Source organism: uncultured Oscillibacter sp., from assembly GCF_910587525.1.
Lineage (GTDB): Bacteria > Bacillota > Clostridia > Oscillospirales > Oscillospiraceae > Oscillibacter.
In genome coordinates this window covers 19,600-38,611 of sequence record NZ_CAJULS010000008.1, presented here as the reverse complement: position 1 = coordinate 38,611, position 19,012 = coordinate 19,600, and the positions used below count along the sequence as shown (strand labels likewise).

Sequence of the window (19,012 nt, the reverse complement as noted above, 5' to 3'; positions counted from 1 at the left end):
TCCACTTCGTGCGCTATGAGGACTGCCCGCCGGCGGCCCAGGAGAAGGCCATCGCTGAGGCCAAGGCATTGGCGGAGGCGTAACACAGGGACTCCGTCCCCGCGCCGCACAAGGTTGGCAGAAGGAACTTCACTCTGCTCCGTTGCTGTCTGGCGGCGGGAACTCTCCCGCTTTACTCCTCTTCCCATCGGAATCGCTGTGTTCGGCTTCCGGCGGGGCCTGCTTTAAAGGCTTAAGGAAAACTTTTAAGCCCCGCGCCGGACGGAGCGGTGACGTAAGAAAACATTTTAAGCGAGGGCCGGCATAGCGTCAAGCTGTGCCGGCCCTCGCATTATTTTGGTTTTGGGCAGTTTGGGATTCCTCCCGCGCTTCCTCAAAATCAAGCGCACCAATGAAGTTATAGAGTATCTAAATTCCCCGGATTTTCACCCGCTTCTGCTGTTCGTCGGTCGTGTACGTGTCGGACGCCCCGATCTGTTCCATGAACTCACGCAGGATGGTGGCGTCAAGCCGGGTCATGTCCATGTACTTCTTCACCGCAGAAATGAACTTCCCGACGTTGGTTTTTTTCTGCTCCCGCTGTTTCACTTCCCGCCCCAAGGTTTCCACAATAGTCTTTAACTGTGTCTGCTCCTGTTCATAGTCACAGGACAGCTTGATAGACCAATCACCGGGCAGCTTGCCGGAAATGTTGTCCTCAGGGAGCATTTGTCAAGGGTAAATTTATCTGAACAAATTTTACCTGCGCAGGAAAGTCGATTCTTGCTCAGGTAAAATCGGCCTAATTTTATCATTTTCCCAATTTTTACACAGATATTGAAGTATTTAGTGATTTCCCATCATTTCTTCTGCATTATCTCTAGTAATACAATAATAGTGCAAAACATTTAACACGTTATTGCTATCGGTTTTGCTCTGGATGTCTATAAAAACATTTTTTCAATAATGGGTTTAGCAATTTCCATCTCGTCATCAGTAAGACTAGAACATGCAGCCCACCATGCGTCAGTGAGGCCGATTCCTTCAAAAAAGAAACGATATATAATCATGGCTTCTGGCATATAAAGCAGTTTGAAATATTCTTGTTCATGTGCTCCAAATGCTTTGCAGAAAAAATCATGCCCTCTACCCACTTTGCTTTTGGAACAGGGATGAAGTCAGAAATTGAAAAACTCATAGTACAAGTCTCCTTCTTTACGCAAATTTTTCTCACTGAAAAATACTGGACACAAGGGTGTCTGTCATACAGTCAAACACGGCAAAATAATCGCAGGCAGCAGAGAGGGTCTCTTTTGCGCCGGCGGTTGACAGCAGCGCACTCAAGATCCCATACGCCTGGGACCGCTCCATTTTCAAGGTAAGGTTGGCCGCCTGGACGGCCTGTTCAAAAAACGCGAAACTGTCAACCTTGATCTTCCCGGTCATCCGCTCCGGCAGCTTGGTGACAAAGGATTGAAAATCCGGTGAATTGACATTGTACAAAAAGGGTTTGCTGTCATATTCCCGGAACAGCTCTTTGATGGACCGCGCGAATCCCTCTTTGGACTGACTGCGTCTGTTGATATCAAGGACTTTTTCTGCCAGTCTTGCCTGGATCGTCTCGATGGTCTCAAAAAACAGATCTTCCTTTGAGGGGTAGAGGGTGTAGAATGTACCAATGGAAATTGCCGCCTGACCGCACAGATTTTTGATGCTTGTCCTCTTATACTCCTGCGCGATCCAGCACTCCTCACACAGCCCTCTCAGCCTCTCGCGGACGGCTCTTTTATCATCCTCTGAAAGCACGGGTTTTGACGGCACAGATGCAGAGCTCCTTTCTAATGTAATTTACAAATATTTTCTAAATATATTCGTAAGCAAATCATAGCATTCCTATTGGTTTCTACGTCGAAACTTTCCGCATATCACGAGAACGCGAAGCCGCCGGCGGCGTTCTGCGGGATCTGTGGTCCCGCAAAATCAGCTGTGTGAAAATTGCCCTCCGGCGCGTTGAATTGGAATTTTCTCTCATCCTGCGAAATCATTTCTCATTTTCCGCTGGTTTATGAACTAATTATACAGAAATGACCCGCTTTTCCCAAAAAAGTTCTAACAAAAACGCCCATTGACTTCTGCCCGGCGCTTCGGTACAATATGAAAAAATGAAACAGAAGTTTTCGGAAAGGAGCCGGGCTATGACCGCTATGGGAATGTACAGCATGGATACAATGTCTTATCAGGCGTCCGCCGGCTCCATGGACGCCTCTGCTTCCCATACGCATTGTGCCTGCGCGCACGCCGCTTTCCGCGCTGTTATCAATATTCTGGACGCCATTATTCTGGCGTCCATTTTTGTTGTAATTTCCCTGGTAATTCTGGGCGGCCTGTCCAATTCCCTGGTACTGGCCATCCTGGTTCTGCTGGCGGTCCTGCTGGTTTTCCATCCAATCACGCCCAAGAGGTAAGTCGCGTTCCGTAAGACGGACAGCAATGCGGCACCGCTCTTGTGGCGGAGCCGCTTTTTTATATATCAAATCCAATTTGAATTAAAAGGAGAAAGTATGATGAAGAAGTTTTTTGGCATCCTGCTGGCTCTGGCCATGGTGCTGAGCCTGGCCGCCTGCGGCGGCAACGGCGGTAATGATACCCCCGCCACCAATGACAATCCCCCCGCCTCCGCCGATGCTGCCCAGCCCTCCGGCGGCAGTGCCAGCGGCACTTTCAAGATCGGCGGCATCGGGCCCCTGACCGGCGGCGCCGCCATTTACGGCAACGCGGCCATGAACGGCGCCAAGATCGCCGTGGACGAGATCAATGCCCTGAACAGCGGCGTGACCCTGGAGTTCCAGGCTGAGGACGACCAGCACACCCCCGATATCTCCGTCAACGCCTACAACACCCTGATGGATTGGGGTATGCAGGTTCTGGTTGGCTGCGTCACCACCGGCCCCTGCATCGCCGTAGCCGCAGAGACCTACAATGACCGGGTGTTCACCCTGACTCCCTCCGCCTCCTCCACCGACGTCATCTCCGGCAAGGACAACACCTTCCAGGTCTGCTTCACCGACCCCAACCAGGGCACCGGCTCCGCCGACTATATCTCCGAGAATATGTCCGGGGCCAAGGTGGCCATCATCTACAAGAACGATGACGCCTACTCTCAGGGCATCCGGGACACCTTCGTGGCCGAGGCTGCCAGCAAGGGCCTGGAGATCGTCAGCGAGACCACCTTCAACGAGTCCACCAAGACCGAGTTCTCCGTGCAGCTCACCGCCGCCAAGTCCGCCGGCGCCGACCTGATCTTCCTGCCCATGTACTATGAGCCGGCCTCCGTCATCCTGACCCAGGCTGACCAGATGGGCTATGCTCCCACCTTCTTCGGCGTGGACGGCATGGACGGCATCCTGACCCAGCCCGGCTTCAACACCCAACTGGCCGAGGGCGTCATGCTGCTGACCCCCTTCTCTGCCGACGCCACTGACGAGCGCACCCAGAGCTTTGTCAGCAAGTACAACGAGCTCTACGGCGAGACCCCCAACCAGTTCGCCGCCGACGGCTATGACGCCGTGTATATCGTTTACGAGGCCCTTCAGGCCGCCGGCTGCTCCGGCGACATGAGCGCCGAGGAGATCTGCGAAGCCATTATCTCCGTCATGCCCACCATCTCCGTGGACGGCCTCACCGGCCAGGGCATGACCTGGTCCTCCACCGGCGAGGTCTCCAAGGCCCCCATGGCCGTGGTCATCAAGGACGGCGTGTACGTCACTCCCTGATTTCAGCGGCCGACTTTCCAAGCAATCAGGCGGTCCGCCGGGAAGCACAAGCCTCCCGGCGGACGCCGGAACACCGCAGCCATGGCGAAAACAGCGGCGGCGGACCTCTGCCGCTGTCCCTCCTCCTGCCGCCCCTGTTTTTGCCATGGGTGAATCTGAGAAAAGAGAGGTATGATACTATGGAATTTCTCTCCTACCTGATCAGCGGGATCAGCCTGGGGAGCATCTACGCCATCATTGCCCTGGGCTATACCATGGTCTACGGCATTGCCAAAATGTTGAACTTCGCCCACGGCGACGTCATCATGGTGGGCGGTTATGTCTCCTTGGTGGCCATGACCTCCCTGGGGGTCCCCTCTGTGGCGGCGATTCTGCTGGCCATGGTGGTGTGCACCATCCTGGGTGTGGTCATTGAGCGGCTGGCATACAAGCCCCTGCGGGACGCCCCCTCCCTGGCGGTACTGATCACCGCTATCGGCGTCAGCTATTTCCTTCAAAATGCCGCCCTCCAGGTCTGGGGGGCCAATCCCCGGATGTATGCCTCCGTGGCTTCCGGCACCTTGAAGCTCTTTGACGGCCAGCTGACCATCCCCTACGTATCCCTTCTGACCGTGGCAGCCTGCATCGTGATCATGGTGGGCCTGACCCTCTTCACCAGCAGGACCAAGATGGGCAAAGCCATGCGGGCCTGCTCCGAGGACAAGGGCGCAGCCCAGCTGATGGGCATTGATGTCAACCGCACCATCTCCATGACCTTTGCTATTGGCTCCGCCCTGGCCGCCATTGCCGGCGTGCTGCTGTGCTCCTATACCACCAGCCTCTCCCCCACTACCGGCTCCATGCCCGGCATCAAGGCCTTTACCGCCGCGGTATTCGGCGGCATCGGCTCCATTCCCGGGGCTTTCCTGGGCGGACTGCTGCTGGGCATCATCGAATCCATGGCCAAGGCCTATATCTCCATGCAGCTGGCCAACTCCATTGTCTTCGCCGTGCTGATCGTGGTGCTGCTGGTACGGCCCGCGGGTCTCCTGGGCAAATACGTGCCCGAGAAAGTCTGAGGTGGCGGACATGAAAAAGCTGAAATCTCTGAAAACCACCACCAAGGTGGACTTCGCCACATATCTTGGCGTCATCGCCGCCTTCTTCATCGTCTCTCTTTTGAGAAGCCAGGGTCTTCTGAACCGCTCTCTCACCGGTATGCTGGTGCCTATCTGCTGCTACATTGTCATGGCGGTTTCCCTGAACCTGACAGTGGGCATCCTGGGCGAGCTGAGCCTGGGCCACGCCGGTTTCATGAGTGTGGGGGCATTCTCCGGCATCATCGTGGCCATGAGCCTCCAGAGCGCCATGCCCGTGGCCTGGGTGCGGCTGCTGGCGGCACTGATCGCCGGCGCTCTTTTCGCCGCCCTGGCGGGCCTCATTGTGGGCGTGCCGGTACTGCGGCTCCGGGGCGACTATCTGGCCATCGTCACATTGGCCTTCGGCGAGATCATCAAGGAGCTCATCAACTGCCTGCTGGTGGGCTATGATGAAAACGGCCTTCATATGGCCTTCAACATCAGCGGCACCCTGACCATCGACGATCTGCACATGAGCCCGGGCGCTGTCACCATCATCAAGGGCGCCCAGGGCGCCACCGGCACAGAAAAGCTGGCCACCTTTGGCGCGGGCTTCCTGCTGGTGATGGTCACGCTGGTGGTAGTGCTGAACCTGGTGCGAAGCCGCGCCGGCCGGGCGGTCATGGCCATCCGGGACAACCGCATCGCCGCGGAGAGCATCGGCGTCAACGTCACCAAGTACAAGCTGATCGCCTTCATCACCTCCGCCGCCCTGGCGGGGGCCTCCGGGGCCCTGTTCGGCCTGAATTACAGCAGCCTTGTAGCCAGCAAATTTGACTTCAACACCTCCATCCTGGTGCTGGTCTATGTGGTGCTTGGAGGCCTGGGCAATATCTGGGGCTCCATCATTGCCGCCGCCGTCCTCTATATCCTGCCAGAGGCTCTGCGCCAGTTCTCCGATTACCGGATGTTGGTGTACGCCATCGTGCTGATCCTGGTGATGCTGGCCACCAACAACCCCACCCTGAAAAACTTCCTCGGCCGCTTCAAGCCCCGCAAGCAGCAAGGAAAGGAGGCCGTCTGACATGCTTTCCAAACTGGTCCCCATCCCCTCCGGCAGCATGATTCCGGACCGGGACATCGACAAGCGCCCCATTCTGGAGTGCATCGGCCTTGGCATCACCTTCGGCGGACTGAAGGCCGTGGAGGACTTCAACCTCACCATCGGCCGCACGGAGATTGCCGGTCTCATCGGCCCCAACGGCGCGGGCAAGACCACGGTCTTCAACCTCCTGACCAAGGTCTACCAGCCCACCAAAGGCACCATTTTGCTGGACGGCGTGGACACCCACGGCATGGACACCATGAAGGTCAACCGGGCGGGCATCGCCCGGACGTTTCAGAACATCCGCCTCTTCCAGGACCTGAGCGTGGAGGACAACGTAAAGGTTGGCATGGATACCCAGATGCACTACAACATGTGGAGCGGCATTTTCCGCCTGCCGGGCTACTGGAAGGAGGAGAAAGTGGCCCATGAGCGGGCGCTGGAGCTCCTCTCCCTCTTCGGCATGGAGGATCTGGCGGGCGTGAAGGCCGGCGCTCTGCCCTACGGCGCCCAGCGCCGGCTGGAGATCGTCCGGGCCCTGGCCACCAACCCCTCCTTGCTGCTGCTGGATGAGCCGGCGGCGGGCATGAATCCCTCCGAAACGGCGGAGCTGATGGAGAATATCCGCAAGATCCGGGACACCTTCCAGATCGCCGTACTGCTGATCGAGCACGACATGAACCTGGTGATGAATATCTGCGAAGGTATCTGCGTACTGAACTTCGGCCGGGTCATCGCCAAGGGCAGTCCGGAGGACATCCAGAAGAACCCGAAGGTCATCGAGGCATACCTGGGCAAGCAGAAGGAGGCGTGACATGGAAACGATTCTGAAAGTCGACAATATCAACGTCTACTACGGCAGCATCCACGCCATCAAGGGCGTGTCCTTCGAGGTCTCCCAGGGGGAGATCGTCACGCTGATCGGCGCCAACGGCGCAGGCAAGTCCACCACGCTGAACACCATCTCGGGCCTCCTGCGGAGCAAAACCGGCTCTGTCACCTTCCTGGGGGAGGATCTGGGCAAGGTCCCCGCCCACAAGGTGGTCTCCCGGGGACTGGCCCTGGTGCCGGAGGGACGGCGGGTCTTTTTGCAGATGACCACTCAGGAAAACCTGGAGATGGGTGCCTACACCCAAAGCGGCAAGCCCAATCCGGCAGACCTGGAGATGGTTTACCAGCAGTTTCCCCGCCTGAAGGAGCGGCGGAAGCAGGTGGCGGGCACCCTCTCCGGCGGCGAACAGCAGATGCTGGCCATGGGCCGGGCGCTGATGAGCCACCCGAAGCTCCTGATGCTGGATGAGCCCTCCATGGGCCTGGCCCCCATTCTGGTGGAGCAGATTTTTGACATCATCAAGCGCCTCCACGAGGGCGGCACCACCATTTTGCTGGTGGAACAGAACGCCCAGGCGGCACTGTCCGTGGCAGACCGGGGCTATGTGCTGGAGACCGGCAAGGTGGTCACCGCCGGCACCGGTGCGGAGCTGCTGGCCTCCCCGGCTATCAAGAAGGCCTATTTGGGCGGCTGAGCAGGCGCGAAACGGGCTGGCCATTCCCTCTCTAGGAATGGCCAGCCCGTTTTTTTGCCGTTTCTCTCATCCGCCGCATTTTTTCTCAAGAAGTTATAAAAATACCATTTATTTCTCATCAAATTTTATCACATCCGAAAAACCTGCCGTCATGGGGTTGACAACCGCCTCCGCCGGGTTTATACTGCGTTCAAGTTCACAGCAAAAACCGATGACGCAGACGAGTAGCCAGAACGCGTTTCTCCCAGCGAGCCGCCGGCAGTGCGAGGGCGGCAGGAACAACTCCGGTGAATGGACTGCCGAGGGCGGGCCGAACCGTTCCCCTGTGGGGAGAGGAGAAAGGAACGAAACCGAGTGGAATTTTTGCCGTCAGGCGGAAATGGAGCGGTGGAGTTTCTTTCAACGAAGTAAGCTCCGACGGGCTTTTCCCCCGTTACCAAGGAAAGGTATGTGCTGGCATACCGCCGAGCGGGCGATTTTTATCGCCAATTTGGGTGGCACCGCAGAAGTTTTAAGACTTTTGTCCCAAAGGAACCTGTCACAGGTCCTTTACGTTGGGATGAAGGTCTTTTTTTGACGCATCCTCTCAGAGGGGACCGATCATTGAAAGGAGTAAACGCCATGAAAACCGAAATCAAGATCCCCTACAAGATTTACCTCACCGAGGACGAGATGCCGCGGGCATGGTACAACGTCCGGGCCGATATGAAGGTGAAGCCCGCCCCCCTGGTGAACCCCGGCACCGGAGCTCCCATGGGTTATGAGGACCTGCGAGGCGTGTTCTGCGACGAACTGATCCGCCAGGAGCTGGACAACACCACCCGGGAGATCCCCATTCCCCAGGAGATCCGGGACTTCTACAAGATGTACCGTCCCTCCCCCTTAGTGCGGGCCTACTGCCTGGAGGAAAAGCTCCAGACCCCGGCCAAGATCTACTACAAGTTTGAGGGCAACAACACCTCCGGCTCCCACAAGCTGAACAGCGCCATCGCCCAGGCCTACTACGCCAAAAGCCAGGGCCTCAAGGGCGTCACCACCGAGACCGGCGCCGGCCAGTGGGGCACGGCCCTCTCCATGGCCTGCGCCTACCTGGGTCTTGACTGCAAAGTCTACATGGTGAAGGTCAGCTACGAGCAGAAGCCCTTCCGCCGGGAGGTCATGCGGACCTACGGCGCCTCCGTCACCCCCTCCCCCTCCATGGAGACGGAGATCGGCAAAAAGATCCTGGCAGAGCACCCCGGTACCACCGGCTCCCTGGGCTGCGCCATCAGCGAGGCTGTGGAGGCCGCCACCAGCAGCCCCGGCTACCGCTACGTGCTGGGCAGCGTTCTGAACCAGGTGCTGCTGCACCAGTCCGTCATCGGCCTGGAGACCAAGGCGGCCTTGGATAAATACGGCGTGGTGCCGGACATCATCATCGGCTGCGCCGGCGGCGGCAGCAACCTGGGCGGCCTCATCTCCCCCTTCATGGGCGAGAAGCTGCGGGGCGAGCGGGACTACCGCATCATCGCCGTGGAGCCTGCCTCCTGCCCCAGCTTCACCCGGGGCAAGTTCGCCTACGACTTCTGCGACACCGGCATGGTCTGTCCCCTGGCCAAGATGTACACCCTGGGCAGCGGCTTCATTCCCTCCGCCAACCACGCCGGAGGCCTCAGGTACCACGGCATGAGCCCCGTCCTCTCCCAGCTGTACCACGACGGGCTGATGGAGGCGGTCGCCGTGGAGCAGACCCGTGTCTTTGAGGCGGCGGAGCAGTTCGCCCAGGTGGAGGGCATTCTCCCCGCTCCGGAGTCCAGCCACGCCATCCGGGCGGCCATCGACGAGGCCCTGAAGTGCAGGGAGACGGGCGAGGCCAAGACCATCGTTTTCGGTCTGACGGGCACCGGCTACTTCGACATGGTGGCCTATGAGAAATTCCATAACGGCGAGATGACGGACTATATCCCCACCGACGCCGAGCTCCAGGCCAGCTTTGACCAGCTGCCCCAGGTAAACTGAGTGAAGCAGTCCGGCGGAACGAAGAAGCGGAGAGAGGCATCGGCCTCTCTCCGTTTTTGAATCCGGATTTTGGGAGATACTCTGTACAAACGGGGGCAGAATTGCTATAATGAACCCAATCAGGCAAAATTCGACAGAGGGGGCGTTCCATGAAAAGAAGATCAATCCCGGAGCGGACAGAGCCCGTCCGCCAGGAGATTCCCCGCCTTGACCCGGCGCCGGACAAAGGACTGACCTCCGCCCAGGCCCGGGAGCTGGCGGAGGCGGGCTGGGACAACCGCCCGGTGGAGTCCCCCACCAAGTCTGACCGGCAGATTATACGGGAAAACCTGCTGACCTACTTCAATCTGATCTTCGTAGTGCTGGCGGTGTGCCTGCTGCTGGTGGGGGACTGGAAGGATATGACCTTCCTCTTCATTGTGGCGGCCAACGCCGTCATCGGCATCGTCCAGCAGATCCGCTCCAAGCGGACCATTGAGAAGCTGTCACTGCTGTCGGCGGCCACGGTCCGGGCCGTGCGGGACGGCAAAGTCACGGATCTGCCGGTGGACCAGTTGGTGCGGGGGGACGTGATTGAGCTCACCGCCGGGTGCCAGATTCCCGCCGATGGGCCGGTGCTCTCCGGGCAGGCGCAGGTGAACGAGGCTCTGATTACCGGCGAGGCGGACGCCATCGCCAAGGGACCGGGGGACAGCCTGCGCTCCGGCAGCTTCGTCATCTCCGGCAAATGCCGGGCGAGATTAGACCAGGTGGGGGCGGACTCCTACGCGGCCAAGCTGACCTTGGCCGCCAAAAAGGACGCCGGCCCCGGCAAGAGCGAAATGATGCGCTCCCTGGATCACCTGATCCGCTTCATTGGCGTGGTTCTGATCCCCATCGGCGGGGCACTGTTCTACACCCAATTCGTCACCCAGGATCTGGGGCTGCGGCAGTCGGTGGTGTCCACCGTGGCAGCCCTCATCGGCATGATCCCCGAGGGGCTGTTTCTGTTGACCAGCGTGGCCCTGGCCGTCAGCGTGGTGCGGCTGGCCCAGAACAGGACCCTCATCCATGAGATGAGCGCCATTGAGACCCTGGCCCGGGTGGATGTGCTTTGCGTGGACAAGACCGGCACTGTCACCTGTCCACAGATGCGGGTGCGGGAGGTAGCGCTCCTGGACCCGGACGCCTGGAGTGAAGCGGACATCGCCGACACCCTGGGGGCCTTTTACCGCTGTATGGAGCCGGACAACGACACCGCCCGGGCCATCGCGGAAAAGTTCTCCTACGGCCCCGCCTGGCCCAGCCGGGAGACGGTGCCGTTTTCCTCCGCTACAAAGTGGAGCGCCGTCAATTTCGCGGGCCGGGGGGCCTATGTGATCGGCGCGCCGGAGTACGTGCTGGGCGGCGAGTTGGAGCCGCTGAAACAGCAGATCCGCCCCTACACGGAGCAGGGCTGCCGGGTGCTGCTGCTGGCCCAGTGCGACGGGGCGGAGGAGGGCCGTCTCCGGGGCCTGGTGCTGCCCATGGCCCTGCTGGTGCTGGAGAATCCCCTGCGGCCCGGGGCGGCCAAAACCTTCGCCTACTTCCACGACCAGGGGGTGGACGTGAAAGTCATCTCCGGCGACGAGCCGGTAACGGTCTCCGCCATCGCCCGTCAGGCGGGCATCCAAAACGCGGAGCGCTGGGTGGATGCCCGGGAGCTGAAAACCGACGCCGACATCACCCAGGCAGTCCGGCAGTACACGGTGTTCGGCCGGGTGGTGCCCAACCAGAAACGGAAGATCGTCCGGGCCCTCCAGAGCCAGGGCCACACCGTGGCCATGACCGGCGACGGTGTCAACGACGTGCTGGCATTGAAGGACGCGGACTGCGGCGTTGCCATGGCCTCCGGCGCGGACGCCGCCTGCCAGGTGGCCCAGCTGGTGCTACTGGACAGCGACTTTGCCGCCATGCCAAAGGTGGTGGCGGAGGGCCGCCGGGTCATCAACAACATCCAGCGGGCCTCGGCGCTGTATCTGGTGAAGAACATCCTCTCCTTCTTCCTGGCCATCATCACCCTCTTCGCCGACTTCCCCTATCCCTTCATCCCCATCCAGCTGACGCTGATCTCGTCGCTGACCATCGGCATTCCCTCTTTCTTCCTGGCCCTGGAGCCCAACCACGACCTGGTCCAGGGAAAATTTCTCCACAACGTGTTCCGCAAGTCCTTCCCCGGCGGACTGACGGCCATTTTCGTGGTGCTGTTCGCGGAGCTCTTCGTCTACGCCCTGGGACTGGAGCTTCAGGAGCTGTCCACCATCTGCGTGGTGATTATGGCCGTCAACTGCCTGACGGTGATCTACTATGCCGCCCGGCCTCTGGATCTGAAGCGGACGATTCTGCTGGTGTCCATGAGCGCGGCGATGCTGACCGCGGTGGTGTTCTTCGGGGACGTGTTCTCCCTGTCCCTCTCGGGGCTGTCCTTTGCCGGGTGGCTGGTGCTGGCGGCCATGGCCCTGCTGGTGGTGCCTGTCCAGATGTTGCTGGAGCGGCTGTTTGACAAGTGCAGCGAGGTCCTGGCCCGCCGGGCGGAGCGGAAAAACAGGCGGCGGGAGGCCCGCCGGGCATCTTCCCGCAGGAGATAGGCCGCCGCTTTCCAAAAAGCACAGAGCGCCCCGGCCGCAGGCCGGGGCGCTTCTTCTCACAAGGGGGAACACCCGCCGTCCTTCTGGACGGCGGGTGTTCCATATAGGGAGAAAGTGTGACGGTGAATGGAAGAATAGGGATCAGCCGATGCCGCCCAGCATGGCTCCGGCCACCAGGGCAATGAAGCACATGGCGATGAAGAGATACCCCAGGTACTCGAACCACTTGCCCACAGGCTTCTTGGCACCGCGGTTGACCTCCTCCAGGGCCTCCTTGCGGGGCAGGACCAGGAAGAACATGATGGCGGCGAGACCGGCGCCCAGGGGGCAGATGTAGATGGAGACCATGTCCATCCACTGGGAGGTCCAGGGCTGAATCAGCAGGGCGACCACGACGCCGACGATGCCAATCACGGCCACGGCGGGACCTCTCTTGAGCTTGAACTGCTCCTGCATAGTGGCCACGGGAGCCTCATACAGGTTAACGATGGAGCTCAGGCCGGCGAAGAGAACGGCCACGTAGAAGACGATGCCGACGATCCGTCCGCCGGGCATCCCGTTGAGGATATTCACCAGATACACGAACATCAGGCCGGGGCCGGTGCTGATACCGTCGGGGGTGCCGATGCCCTCAAAGGAGAAGCCGGAGGCGCCGATGGCGGGGATGATGACGAAAGCGGCCAGCAGGGCGGCGATGGTGTCAAAGAACGCCACGCGCCGGGCGGAGGAGGGAATGCTCTCGTCCTTGGGCAGGTAGGAGCCGTAGATCACGGAGCCGTTGCCCGCCACGGACAGAGAGAAGAAGGCCTGGCCGAAGGCGTAGATCCACACCTGGGGATTCACAAGGCCGGCGGGGTCCAGGGTGAACAGGAACTTGTAGCCCTCGGAGGCGCCGGGCTGGAAGCCGATGTAGACAGCCAGAATGACAAACAGGCCGAACAGCACGGGCATCATGATCTTGTTGGCGGCTTCGATGCCGTTGGCCACGCCCATGACCATGATGACCATGGCCACCACCAGGCCGATGATCAGCCACATGCTGTTGCCCACGCCGAAGATGCCGCCCTTGAGCATCATGCCGATGGCCTCGCCCAGGGTCTCAGCCTCAGGGGCTGCGCCGCCGAAGGTGCCGCCGATGGCGCCCATGTCGGTACCAAGGTTATACAGGCCGCCGGTGATGGACATGAAGGCATACTTGAAGATCCAGCTCATAACCACGGTGTAGCCGATGGCCAGCATCAAAGAGCCGATGATGGGGATGATGCCGATGATCTCGCCCAGCCGCTTGTTGCCGTTCCTGGCCTCGGTGGCGTGGCCGAAAGCGCCGATGGGACCGGCCTGGGCCCGGCGGCCCAGGGCGAACTCCTCCATGACGCCGGAGTTGCCCACCAGAAGGACGATGATGAAATAGGGGATCAGGAAGGTCAGGCCGCCCCACTTGGCCACCATGATGGGAAAGCGCCAGATGTTGCCCATGCCGACGGCGGAGCCGATACAGGCCAGGATAAAGCCCCACTGGCTTCTAAACCCGTCGCGGGTCTGCAGGGTCTCATTGCTCATAACAAGTTCCTCCTCTTTCTCAATTGCGTTCTACACACATCTCCCGCCGTATGGAATACGGCGGGGAGAAGCCCATGGGCTTCTCTTCCAGGAAATGGATGCCGGTGAAAAAACCACAGGCGGCGTCCGCTGGAACATTTCAGTTTTCGCGGACGCCGCCTGTCAGCTCAAAGGGGATCTGCGCACTCTCCACGCGGCGCAGTTACGCTGAATTATAGGATGGGATTACTTCTCCTCGTTGGGATAGGGCTCCAGGAAGGCGTGGAAGTGACGCATGGGCAGGTTGTGGCCCCAGACGATGCGGATGTTGGGGATATTCTCCCGGTCCTCATACAACGCCTTGACGGCGGCGATGACATAGTCCAGATGCTCCTGGGTGAGGCGGCTGCGGTCAATGGCGAAGCGGACCACGTTGGCCACCTCGGCCTGCTGCTCGGGGGTCTTCAGGTCGTACTCCATGGAGTAGTCGCCAAGCTCGGAGGTGCGGATGCCGTAGCGGCGGATGAGCTCGATGGAGAAGCCCTGGCCGGCGAAGGTCTCGTGGCCGCGCTTGCCGTCGAAGAACTCGGTCATGTTGATGTACACCGCATGGCCGCCGGCGGGCAGAACCACGCCCTTGACACCGGCCTTGTAGAAGCCCTGGGCCAGGTACTCACACTGCTTCACGCGCTCGTCCATATAGTTGAAGTCGCAGCTCTCATAGAGACCCACGGCCAGCGCCATGATGTCGCGGCCGCTCATGCCGCCGTAGGAGTCGTTGCCGTAGCAGGAGATCTGCTTGACCTTCAGCAGAACGCCGATGTCGGTCTTGATGGTGCCGTCCTCATTGAAGTCGGAGAAGTTCTTCCAGAACAGGCCCTTGTCACGGAAGGCCAGCATGCCGCCCATGTTGGCGTGGCCGTCCTTCTTGGCGGACATGGTGAAGGCGTCGCAGTAGGAGAACATCTCGGTGGCGATCTCGGCGATGGACTTGTTCTCATAGCCGGGCTCGTTCATCTTGATGAAGTATGCGTTCTCGGCCCAGCGGGCGGCGTCCAGCACGAAGGGGATGCCGTACTTGTGGGCGACCTCGGAGGTGGCCTTGATATTGGCCAGAGCGACCGCCTGTCCGCAGACAGGGTTGTTGGTGATGCACATGAACACCAGGGGCACGTTCTCGGGGCCGACGCCCTGGATCAGCTGCTCCAGCTTCTCGATGTCCATGTTGCCCTTGAAGGGGTTCTTGGGATAGCTGCCGCCCTCGGGAACCTCATACAGCAGCTCCTTGTTGTACAGGTTGCGGGGAATGGAGCCCATCTGCTTGATGTTGCCCTCGGTGGTGTCAAAGTGGCCGTTGGAGGGGATGGTGAAGACCTTGCCGGGATGACGCTGGGCCAGAACCTTTTTGACCAGCTCCATCAGCACGGACTCGGCGGCGCGGCCCTGCTGAATGATGAAGGCGTTGGGGCGCTCCATCTGCGCGGCGCCGCCGTTGAACAATCCGCCCTCGTACTCGCAGAGGTACACCTCGTCCATCATCTTCTCCACATCACGGCAGTCGGTGCGGACCAGGTCGATGATCTTCTTCCAGTTCTTCTCGCCGCCGCGCTCGAAGATGTCGCGGAAGGTGTCGAGAAGGACATAATAGCCGGTGTTGCGGCCATAGGCCTCGTCGCCCAGGAAGAGGCTGGCCCACTGGTGGTTGGTCATGGCGGTGGTGCCGGAGTCGGACAGCATATCGATGGTCAGCATGCCGGAGGGGAAGGCAAACTCGTTGTAGTGGGTGGCCTTCAGAGCGCGCTCACGCTGCTCGATGGTGACCTTGGGCAGATCGCGCACCGCGAAAGTGAAGTGATGGGGAGCGGGGACGTCCAGGGGATAGTTGGTCATATTCTTGTCCATGGTGCATTACCTCCAAAATAAAATTTTGAAAAAAGAATACCCCGGTCGCCGGAGAAAGCCCCACGGCAGGCGGACAGTATCGCTCACAGGAATTTCACAAAAAGAACACCCCGGTCGCCGGGAGCCGGAGAGGGCTCCTCGGCAGGCGGACAGTGCCTCTGATGCAATGCGCGGAGTCCTCCGGATCCATCCTGAGGACGGGCAGAGGTTACAGTGCTGCAATGACCTCAATCTCAACCAAGGCATCCTTGGGCAGGCGGGCGACCTCTACCGCAGAGCGGGCGGGGAAGCTGCCCTCGGTAAAGAAGGTGGCATACACCTCGTTCATGGCGCCGAAGTTGTTCATGTCGCTGAGGAACACGGTGGTCTTGAGTACAGCGTCCATCGTGAGGCCGGCCTCTTCCAAAATAGCCTTGACATTGGTCAGAGACTGCCTGGTCTGGGCCTGGATCCCCTCGGGAAACGCGCCGGTGGCGGGATCGATGGGCAGCTGGCCGGAGGTGATAATCAATCCATTGGTCTTGACGGCCTGGGCATAGGGACCGATGGCTGCCGGGGCCTTGTCTGTGCTGACAATCGCTTTCATATAATAAGCCTCCTCTTACTAACGTGAAATTATTTTATCAGAATTGAAAAAAATTGTCAACGGATATTATGAGATTTGTACGAATAGACATTTTTAAAACAGAAATTTTATGGAAATGATAGATAAAAATCTGTCAGCTCTGAAATTTTCAATCTGAGAAAAAATTCTTTTGACAGGCAGGGCGTTCCGTAATATAATAGTAAGGAAAATCAAACAGAAGAACAGGACGCCCCGGGGAATTGCCCGCGCCACGCGGGCGGAAGGGAGAGGCGTATGCCGAATATTCCCAATGCGCTGCTGCAGCAGTATGTAAAGCTGACGGAGTTCCTCGGGCTGGCATTGGGGCCGGACTACGAGGTGGCTCTCCACGATTTGACGGACAAAAACCGCTCTATTATTGCCATCGCCAATAAACACATCAGCGGGCGGGAGATCGGCGCGCCGCTGACTAACGTGGCCCTCAGCATTCTGATGGACAAGAGCTACGAGACCCAGGACTACCGCCTGCACTATTCCGGCGTCTCTGCCAACGGCAAGCAGCTGCGCTCATGCACCATGTTCATCAAGCAGAACGGACGGCTGATCGGCATGCTCTGCATCAACTTTGACGACAGCCGCTATCAGGCTATCGTTGAGCAGATCATGAACCTGTGCCATCCGGACCTCTTCGCCAAAAATCTGGCCCGTCCGGAGATGAACGGCGGCGCGCCGTCTCCATCTTCCCCCCACCGGCCGGAGACCTTCCGCAACTCCACGGAGGCTGTGGCCCTGGACGCCATCCACCACGAGCTGGAGCGGCTGGGCGTATCGGCGGAACGGCTGACCTCCGACGAGCGGCTCCAGATCATTACCGCCCTGGAAGAGAGCGGCATTTTCCTGCTCAAGGGCTCCGTGAAGGACGTGGCGGCGGGACTGCACTGCTCTCAGGCCAGCGTGTACCGCTACCTGGCGCAGATCAAAAAGTAACAGCTGCGTTTGCAGGCACAGCGGCGCCGGAAAAATCCGGCGCCGCTGTGCTGAGAAAACGTACAATATGCGGCCTTGTTTGAAAAATACCAAAACGCACAATCGACAGGCCTTTTTTCGCCGCTCCGCGTTGATCTTTCTTGCCATACGCAAAGTATGGCTGTGTCAAATCGCCTTGACCGGCCAAAAAGTCTCTCGCCGTTGGGCATTTCGCCATCGATCAAACCAGACCTGAGAGAGGATGAATTTTATGATTCGGGAATACGGCCGCCGCCTGTTGTGGCTTCTGGGCGGACTGGCAGTCAGCTCTGTGGGCATCACCATGATGCTCCAGGCAAATATCGGTCTGGAGCCCTGGAGCGTTCTCCAGCAGGGGCTCGCCCAGACCTTCGGTATAACTTACGGCACCGCCGCGGTGATCGTAGGGGCGGTGATTATCGTCATCGCCATTGCCTGCGAGGAGAGCTTCGGCATCGGGACTCTGGGGAACATTTTCATCTGCGGCCCCCTGATCGACCTGCTCCTGTACCTGGGCTGGATTCCCGTGATGGAGCATCTCTGGTCCGGCGCGCTGATGCTGCTGGGCGGCCTGGAGCTGCTGGCCTTTGGCACCTGGATGTACATGAAAAGCGCCCTGGGCGCAGGTCCCCGGGATGCGCTGATGGTGGTCCTGGCAAAACGGACCCGGCGCTCCGTGGGCTTCTGCCGGGCCATTGTGGAGGTGACCGTGGTCCTTGCGGGCTGGCGCCTGGGCGGCCAGGTGGGCGCGGGCACCGTGATCTCCGCCTTTGCCCTGGGGTCACTGTTCAACCTGAACTTCGCCCTGCGCCGCCTTCGGGGCGGAGAGAACGCGGAGCCCCTCTGAGCGCTGCCGGCACAGAGCCCGTTGAAACAAAAATCCCCCTTCAGGCCGGACCAGCCGATCCGCTGAAGGGGGATGATTTTATGAAGTCACAGCTGCTTGACCGTGTAGTACACCGCCAGCGCAAAGACCACCACAGCCAGGACCCACATGGCGTAATAGGCGATGTTGACGCTGATCAGCGCCGCCGCCACGGCCACGGCGGACAATACGCAGGCAGTGTAGATGGGCAGAAGATCGGCATCGGCGGGCAGGAGCCGGAGCTTACCCAACCGGCCGCCGTTCTGGCCGGCCTTGCGGAAGAAAAACACGGCGGCAACCAGCAGCACCAGGAAGAGCACGGCAATCACCCGGATCAGGGCGCCGTAGCTGATATTGGAAAACGTCCTGCGGCAGACCCACAGGAAAATCAGGGAGACGCCCAGAATCGTCAGGGCCACGGCGCACTCCCGGTCATAGAGGCTCCAGAGAATCACCAGCAGCATCACCACGGGGACCACAACGGACAGCAGCGTCACCATGGGGGCGTTCAGGGCCCGGATCAGCAGAGCGGAGACCGCCAGAAAGGCGCCGCTCCCGCCGGCATACCAACCGATCACCCGCTTTTTCCTGTCGGTCTTCCACATGGCGCTGAGAATGACTCCCAAGACAAAAAGAGCCGCGCCCAGACCGGCCAGAATCCAGAAATAGCGGTCATACCAGGCAATCTGCTGTACGGCGCTGCCGCCCACATAGAAACGGCGGACAATCAGGAGATACAGCTCGGCCACGCAGCCGGCCAGAAAAAATTTCATCGCTCCGGTCAAGGGCTCGTCCCGCTTGACCGGCTTGGAACGGTGGTTAGGATTCTTAGGCATTTATCAGGACCTCCAGGGAGTTTTTTCTTTCTGATCATCTCCGCGGGAGAAGTCTCCCGCCAACATACCCGAATAGTATAACAGGTTTTTTTCGAATTTGCAAGAAAAAAAGCATAAAGCTGACAGATTTTTGCCGCGGGCCGGGAATCCGTGGTTGAGATACGGCGGCGGACATGCTATACTATGGATATATTGTGTATAGTATGCCATTTATTTTGCTTATCATGATAGGATGATACACAGAAAATCGAGGGA

Annotated in this window: 16 protein-coding genes; 10 read left to right on the top strand and 6 right to left on the bottom strand. The window is 59.5% G+C overall.

The window, feature by feature from the left end; translation table 11 throughout:
- Positions 1 to 408: 408 nt before the first annotated feature.
- Both QZ326_RS01945 and QZ326_RS01940 read right to left on the bottom strand, forming a co-directional pair.
- Entirely contained in the window at positions 409 to 708 is a 300-nt protein-coding gene (locus QZ326_RS01945) for a DUF4368 domain-containing protein (protein WP_295740663.1), read from the bottom strand.
- A gap of 501 nt (positions 709 to 1,209) precedes the next feature.
- Positions 1,210 to 1,800 (bottom strand): TetR/AcrR family transcriptional regulator, encoded by a 591-nt coding sequence (locus tag QZ326_RS01940; protein WP_295740661.1) that lies wholly within the window; start codon positions 1,798 to 1,800, stop codon positions 1,210 to 1,212.
- Between the two features lie 374 nt (positions 1,801 to 2,174).
- Between QZ326_RS01940 and QZ326_RS01935 the strand changes: the two genes are divergently transcribed.
- From QZ326_RS01935 to QZ326_RS01900, 8 genes are all read left to right on the top strand, one after another.
- Positions 2,175 to 2,444 (top strand): hypothetical protein, encoded by a 270-nt coding sequence (locus tag QZ326_RS01935; RefSeq protein WP_295740659.1) that lies wholly within the window; start codon positions 2,175 to 2,177, stop codon positions 2,442 to 2,444.
- A 99-nt stretch (positions 2,445 to 2,543) separates the two neighbouring features.
- Complete coding sequence (locus QZ326_RS01930; protein ID WP_295740666.1) at positions 2,544 to 3,752, top strand: ABC transporter substrate-binding protein; 1,209 nt, start codon at positions 2,544 to 2,546, stop codon at positions 3,750 to 3,752.
- A gap of 179 nt (positions 3,753 to 3,931) precedes the next feature.
- Positions 3,932 to 4,810 carry a branched-chain amino acid ABC transporter permease gene (locus tag QZ326_RS01925; protein ID WP_295740657.1) on the top strand — a complete coding sequence of 293 codons (879 nt, stop codon included), beginning with the start codon at positions 3,932 to 3,934 and terminating at the stop codon, positions 4,808 to 4,810.
- Between the two features lie 10 nt (positions 4,811 to 4,820).
- The gene (locus tag QZ326_RS01920; protein WP_295740656.1) at positions 4,821 to 5,894 is read left to right on the top strand and encodes a branched-chain amino acid ABC transporter permease; all 1,074 of its coding nucleotides are present in this window, start codon (positions 4,821 to 4,823) and stop codon (positions 5,892 to 5,894) included.
- Between the two features lies 1 nt (position 5,895).
- Positions 5,896 to 6,729: an ABC transporter ATP-binding protein gene (locus QZ326_RS01915; RefSeq protein WP_295740654.1), complete on the top strand. Its 834-nt coding sequence runs from the start codon at positions 5,896 to 5,898 to the stop codon at positions 6,727 to 6,729.
- A gap of 1 nt (position 6,730) precedes the next feature.
- Complete coding sequence (locus QZ326_RS01910) at positions 6,731 to 7,441, top strand: ABC transporter ATP-binding protein (RefSeq protein WP_295740652.1); 711 nt, start codon at positions 6,731 to 6,733, stop codon at positions 7,439 to 7,441.
- A 621-nt stretch (positions 7,442 to 8,062) separates the two neighbouring features.
- Positions 8,063 to 9,439, top strand: a complete 1,377-nt coding sequence (locus tag QZ326_RS01905; protein WP_295740650.1) for a TrpB-like pyridoxal phosphate-dependent enzyme — start codon at positions 8,063 to 8,065, stop codon at positions 9,437 to 9,439.
- A gap of 149 nt (positions 9,440 to 9,588) precedes the next feature.
- Positions 9,589 to 12,045 carry a cation-translocating P-type ATPase gene (locus tag QZ326_RS01900; protein ID WP_295740648.1) on the top strand — a complete coding sequence of 819 codons (2,457 nt, stop codon included), beginning with the start codon at positions 9,589 to 9,591 and terminating at the stop codon, positions 12,043 to 12,045.
- A 141-nt stretch (positions 12,046 to 12,186) separates the two neighbouring features.
- On the opposite strand, the gene QZ326_RS01895 is transcribed toward QZ326_RS01900, so the two are convergent.
- From QZ326_RS01895 to QZ326_RS01885, 3 genes are all read right to left on the bottom strand, one after another.
- Entirely contained in the window at positions 12,187 to 13,605 is a 1,419-nt protein-coding gene (locus QZ326_RS01895) for a sodium-dependent transporter (protein WP_295740646.1), read from the bottom strand.
- 225 nt (positions 13,606 to 13,830) lie between these two features.
- Positions 13,831 to 15,486: a tryptophanase gene (locus QZ326_RS01890; protein ID WP_016320621.1), complete on the bottom strand. Its 1,656-nt coding sequence runs from the start codon at positions 15,484 to 15,486 to the stop codon at positions 13,831 to 13,833.
- Between the two features lie 208 nt (positions 15,487 to 15,694).
- Positions 15,695 to 16,072, bottom strand: a complete 378-nt coding sequence (locus tag QZ326_RS01885; protein ID WP_295740644.1) for a RidA family protein — start codon at positions 16,070 to 16,072, stop codon at positions 15,695 to 15,697.
- Between the two features lie 273 nt (positions 16,073 to 16,345).
- Between QZ326_RS01885 and QZ326_RS01880 the strand changes: the two genes are divergently transcribed.
- The gene (locus tag QZ326_RS01880) at positions 16,346 to 17,038 is read left to right on the top strand and encodes a transcriptional regulator (protein WP_295740642.1); all 693 of its coding nucleotides are present in this window, start codon (positions 16,346 to 16,348) and stop codon (positions 17,036 to 17,038) included.
- A 250-nt stretch (positions 17,039 to 17,288) separates the two neighbouring features.
- Positions 17,289 to 17,903 carry a YitT family protein gene (locus QZ326_RS01875; RefSeq protein WP_295740640.1) on the top strand — a complete coding sequence of 205 codons (615 nt, stop codon included), beginning with the start codon at positions 17,289 to 17,291 and terminating at the stop codon, positions 17,901 to 17,903.
- Between the two features lie 86 nt (positions 17,904 to 17,989).
- Here the strand turns inward: QZ326_RS01875 and QZ326_RS01870 are convergent, their stop codons facing one another.
- Entirely contained in the window at positions 17,990 to 18,757 is a 768-nt protein-coding gene (locus QZ326_RS01870) for a hypothetical protein (protein ID WP_295740638.1), read from the bottom strand.
- Positions 18,758 to 19,012: the final 255 nt, after the last annotated feature.

Coding starts and splice junctions, on each gene's coding strand:
- QZ326_RS01945 (WP_295740663.1), bottom strand. CDS start 708: ATGCTCCCTGAGGACAACATTTCCGGCAAGCTGCCCGGTGATTGGTCT.
- QZ326_RS01935 (WP_295740659.1), top strand. CDS start 2,175: ATGACCGCTATGGGAATGTACAGCATGGATACAATGTCTTATCAGGCG.
- QZ326_RS01930 (WP_295740666.1), top strand. CDS start 2,544: ATGAAGAAGTTTTTTGGCATCCTGCTGGCTCTGGCCATGGTGCTGAGC.
- QZ326_RS01925 (WP_295740657.1), top strand. CDS start 3,932: ATGGAATTTCTCTCCTACCTGATCAGCGGGATCAGCCTGGGGAGCATC.
- QZ326_RS01920 (WP_295740656.1), top strand. CDS start 4,821: ATGAAAAAGCTGAAATCTCTGAAAACCACCACCAAGGTGGACTTCGCC.
- QZ326_RS01915 (WP_295740654.1), top strand. CDS start 5,896: ATGCTTTCCAAACTGGTCCCCATCCCCTCCGGCAGCATGATTCCGGAC.
- QZ326_RS01910 (WP_295740652.1), top strand. CDS start 6,731: ATGGAAACGATTCTGAAAGTCGACAATATCAACGTCTACTACGGCAGC.
- QZ326_RS01905 (WP_295740650.1), top strand. CDS start 8,063: ATGAAAACCGAAATCAAGATCCCCTACAAGATTTACCTCACCGAGGAC.
- QZ326_RS01900 (WP_295740648.1), top strand. CDS start 9,589: ATGAAAAGAAGATCAATCCCGGAGCGGACAGAGCCCGTCCGCCAGGAG.
- QZ326_RS01895 (WP_295740646.1), bottom strand. CDS start 13,605: ATGAGCAATGAGACCCTGCAGACCCGCGACGGGTTTAGAAGCCAGTGG.
- QZ326_RS01890 (WP_016320621.1), bottom strand. CDS start 15,486: ATGGACAAGAATATGACCAACTATCCCCTGGACGTCCCCGCTCCCCAT.
- QZ326_RS01885 (WP_295740644.1), bottom strand. CDS start 16,072: ATGAAAGCGATTGTCAGCACAGACAAGGCCCCGGCAGCCATCGGTCCC.
- QZ326_RS01880 (WP_295740642.1), top strand. CDS start 16,346: ATGCCGAATATTCCCAATGCGCTGCTGCAGCAGTATGTAAAGCTGACG.
- QZ326_RS01875 (WP_295740640.1), top strand. CDS start 17,289: ATGATTCGGGAATACGGCCGCCGCCTGTTGTGGCTTCTGGGCGGACTG.
- QZ326_RS01870 (WP_295740638.1), bottom strand. CDS start 18,757: ATGCCTAAGAATCCTAACCACCGTTCCAAGCCGGTCAAGCGGGACGAG.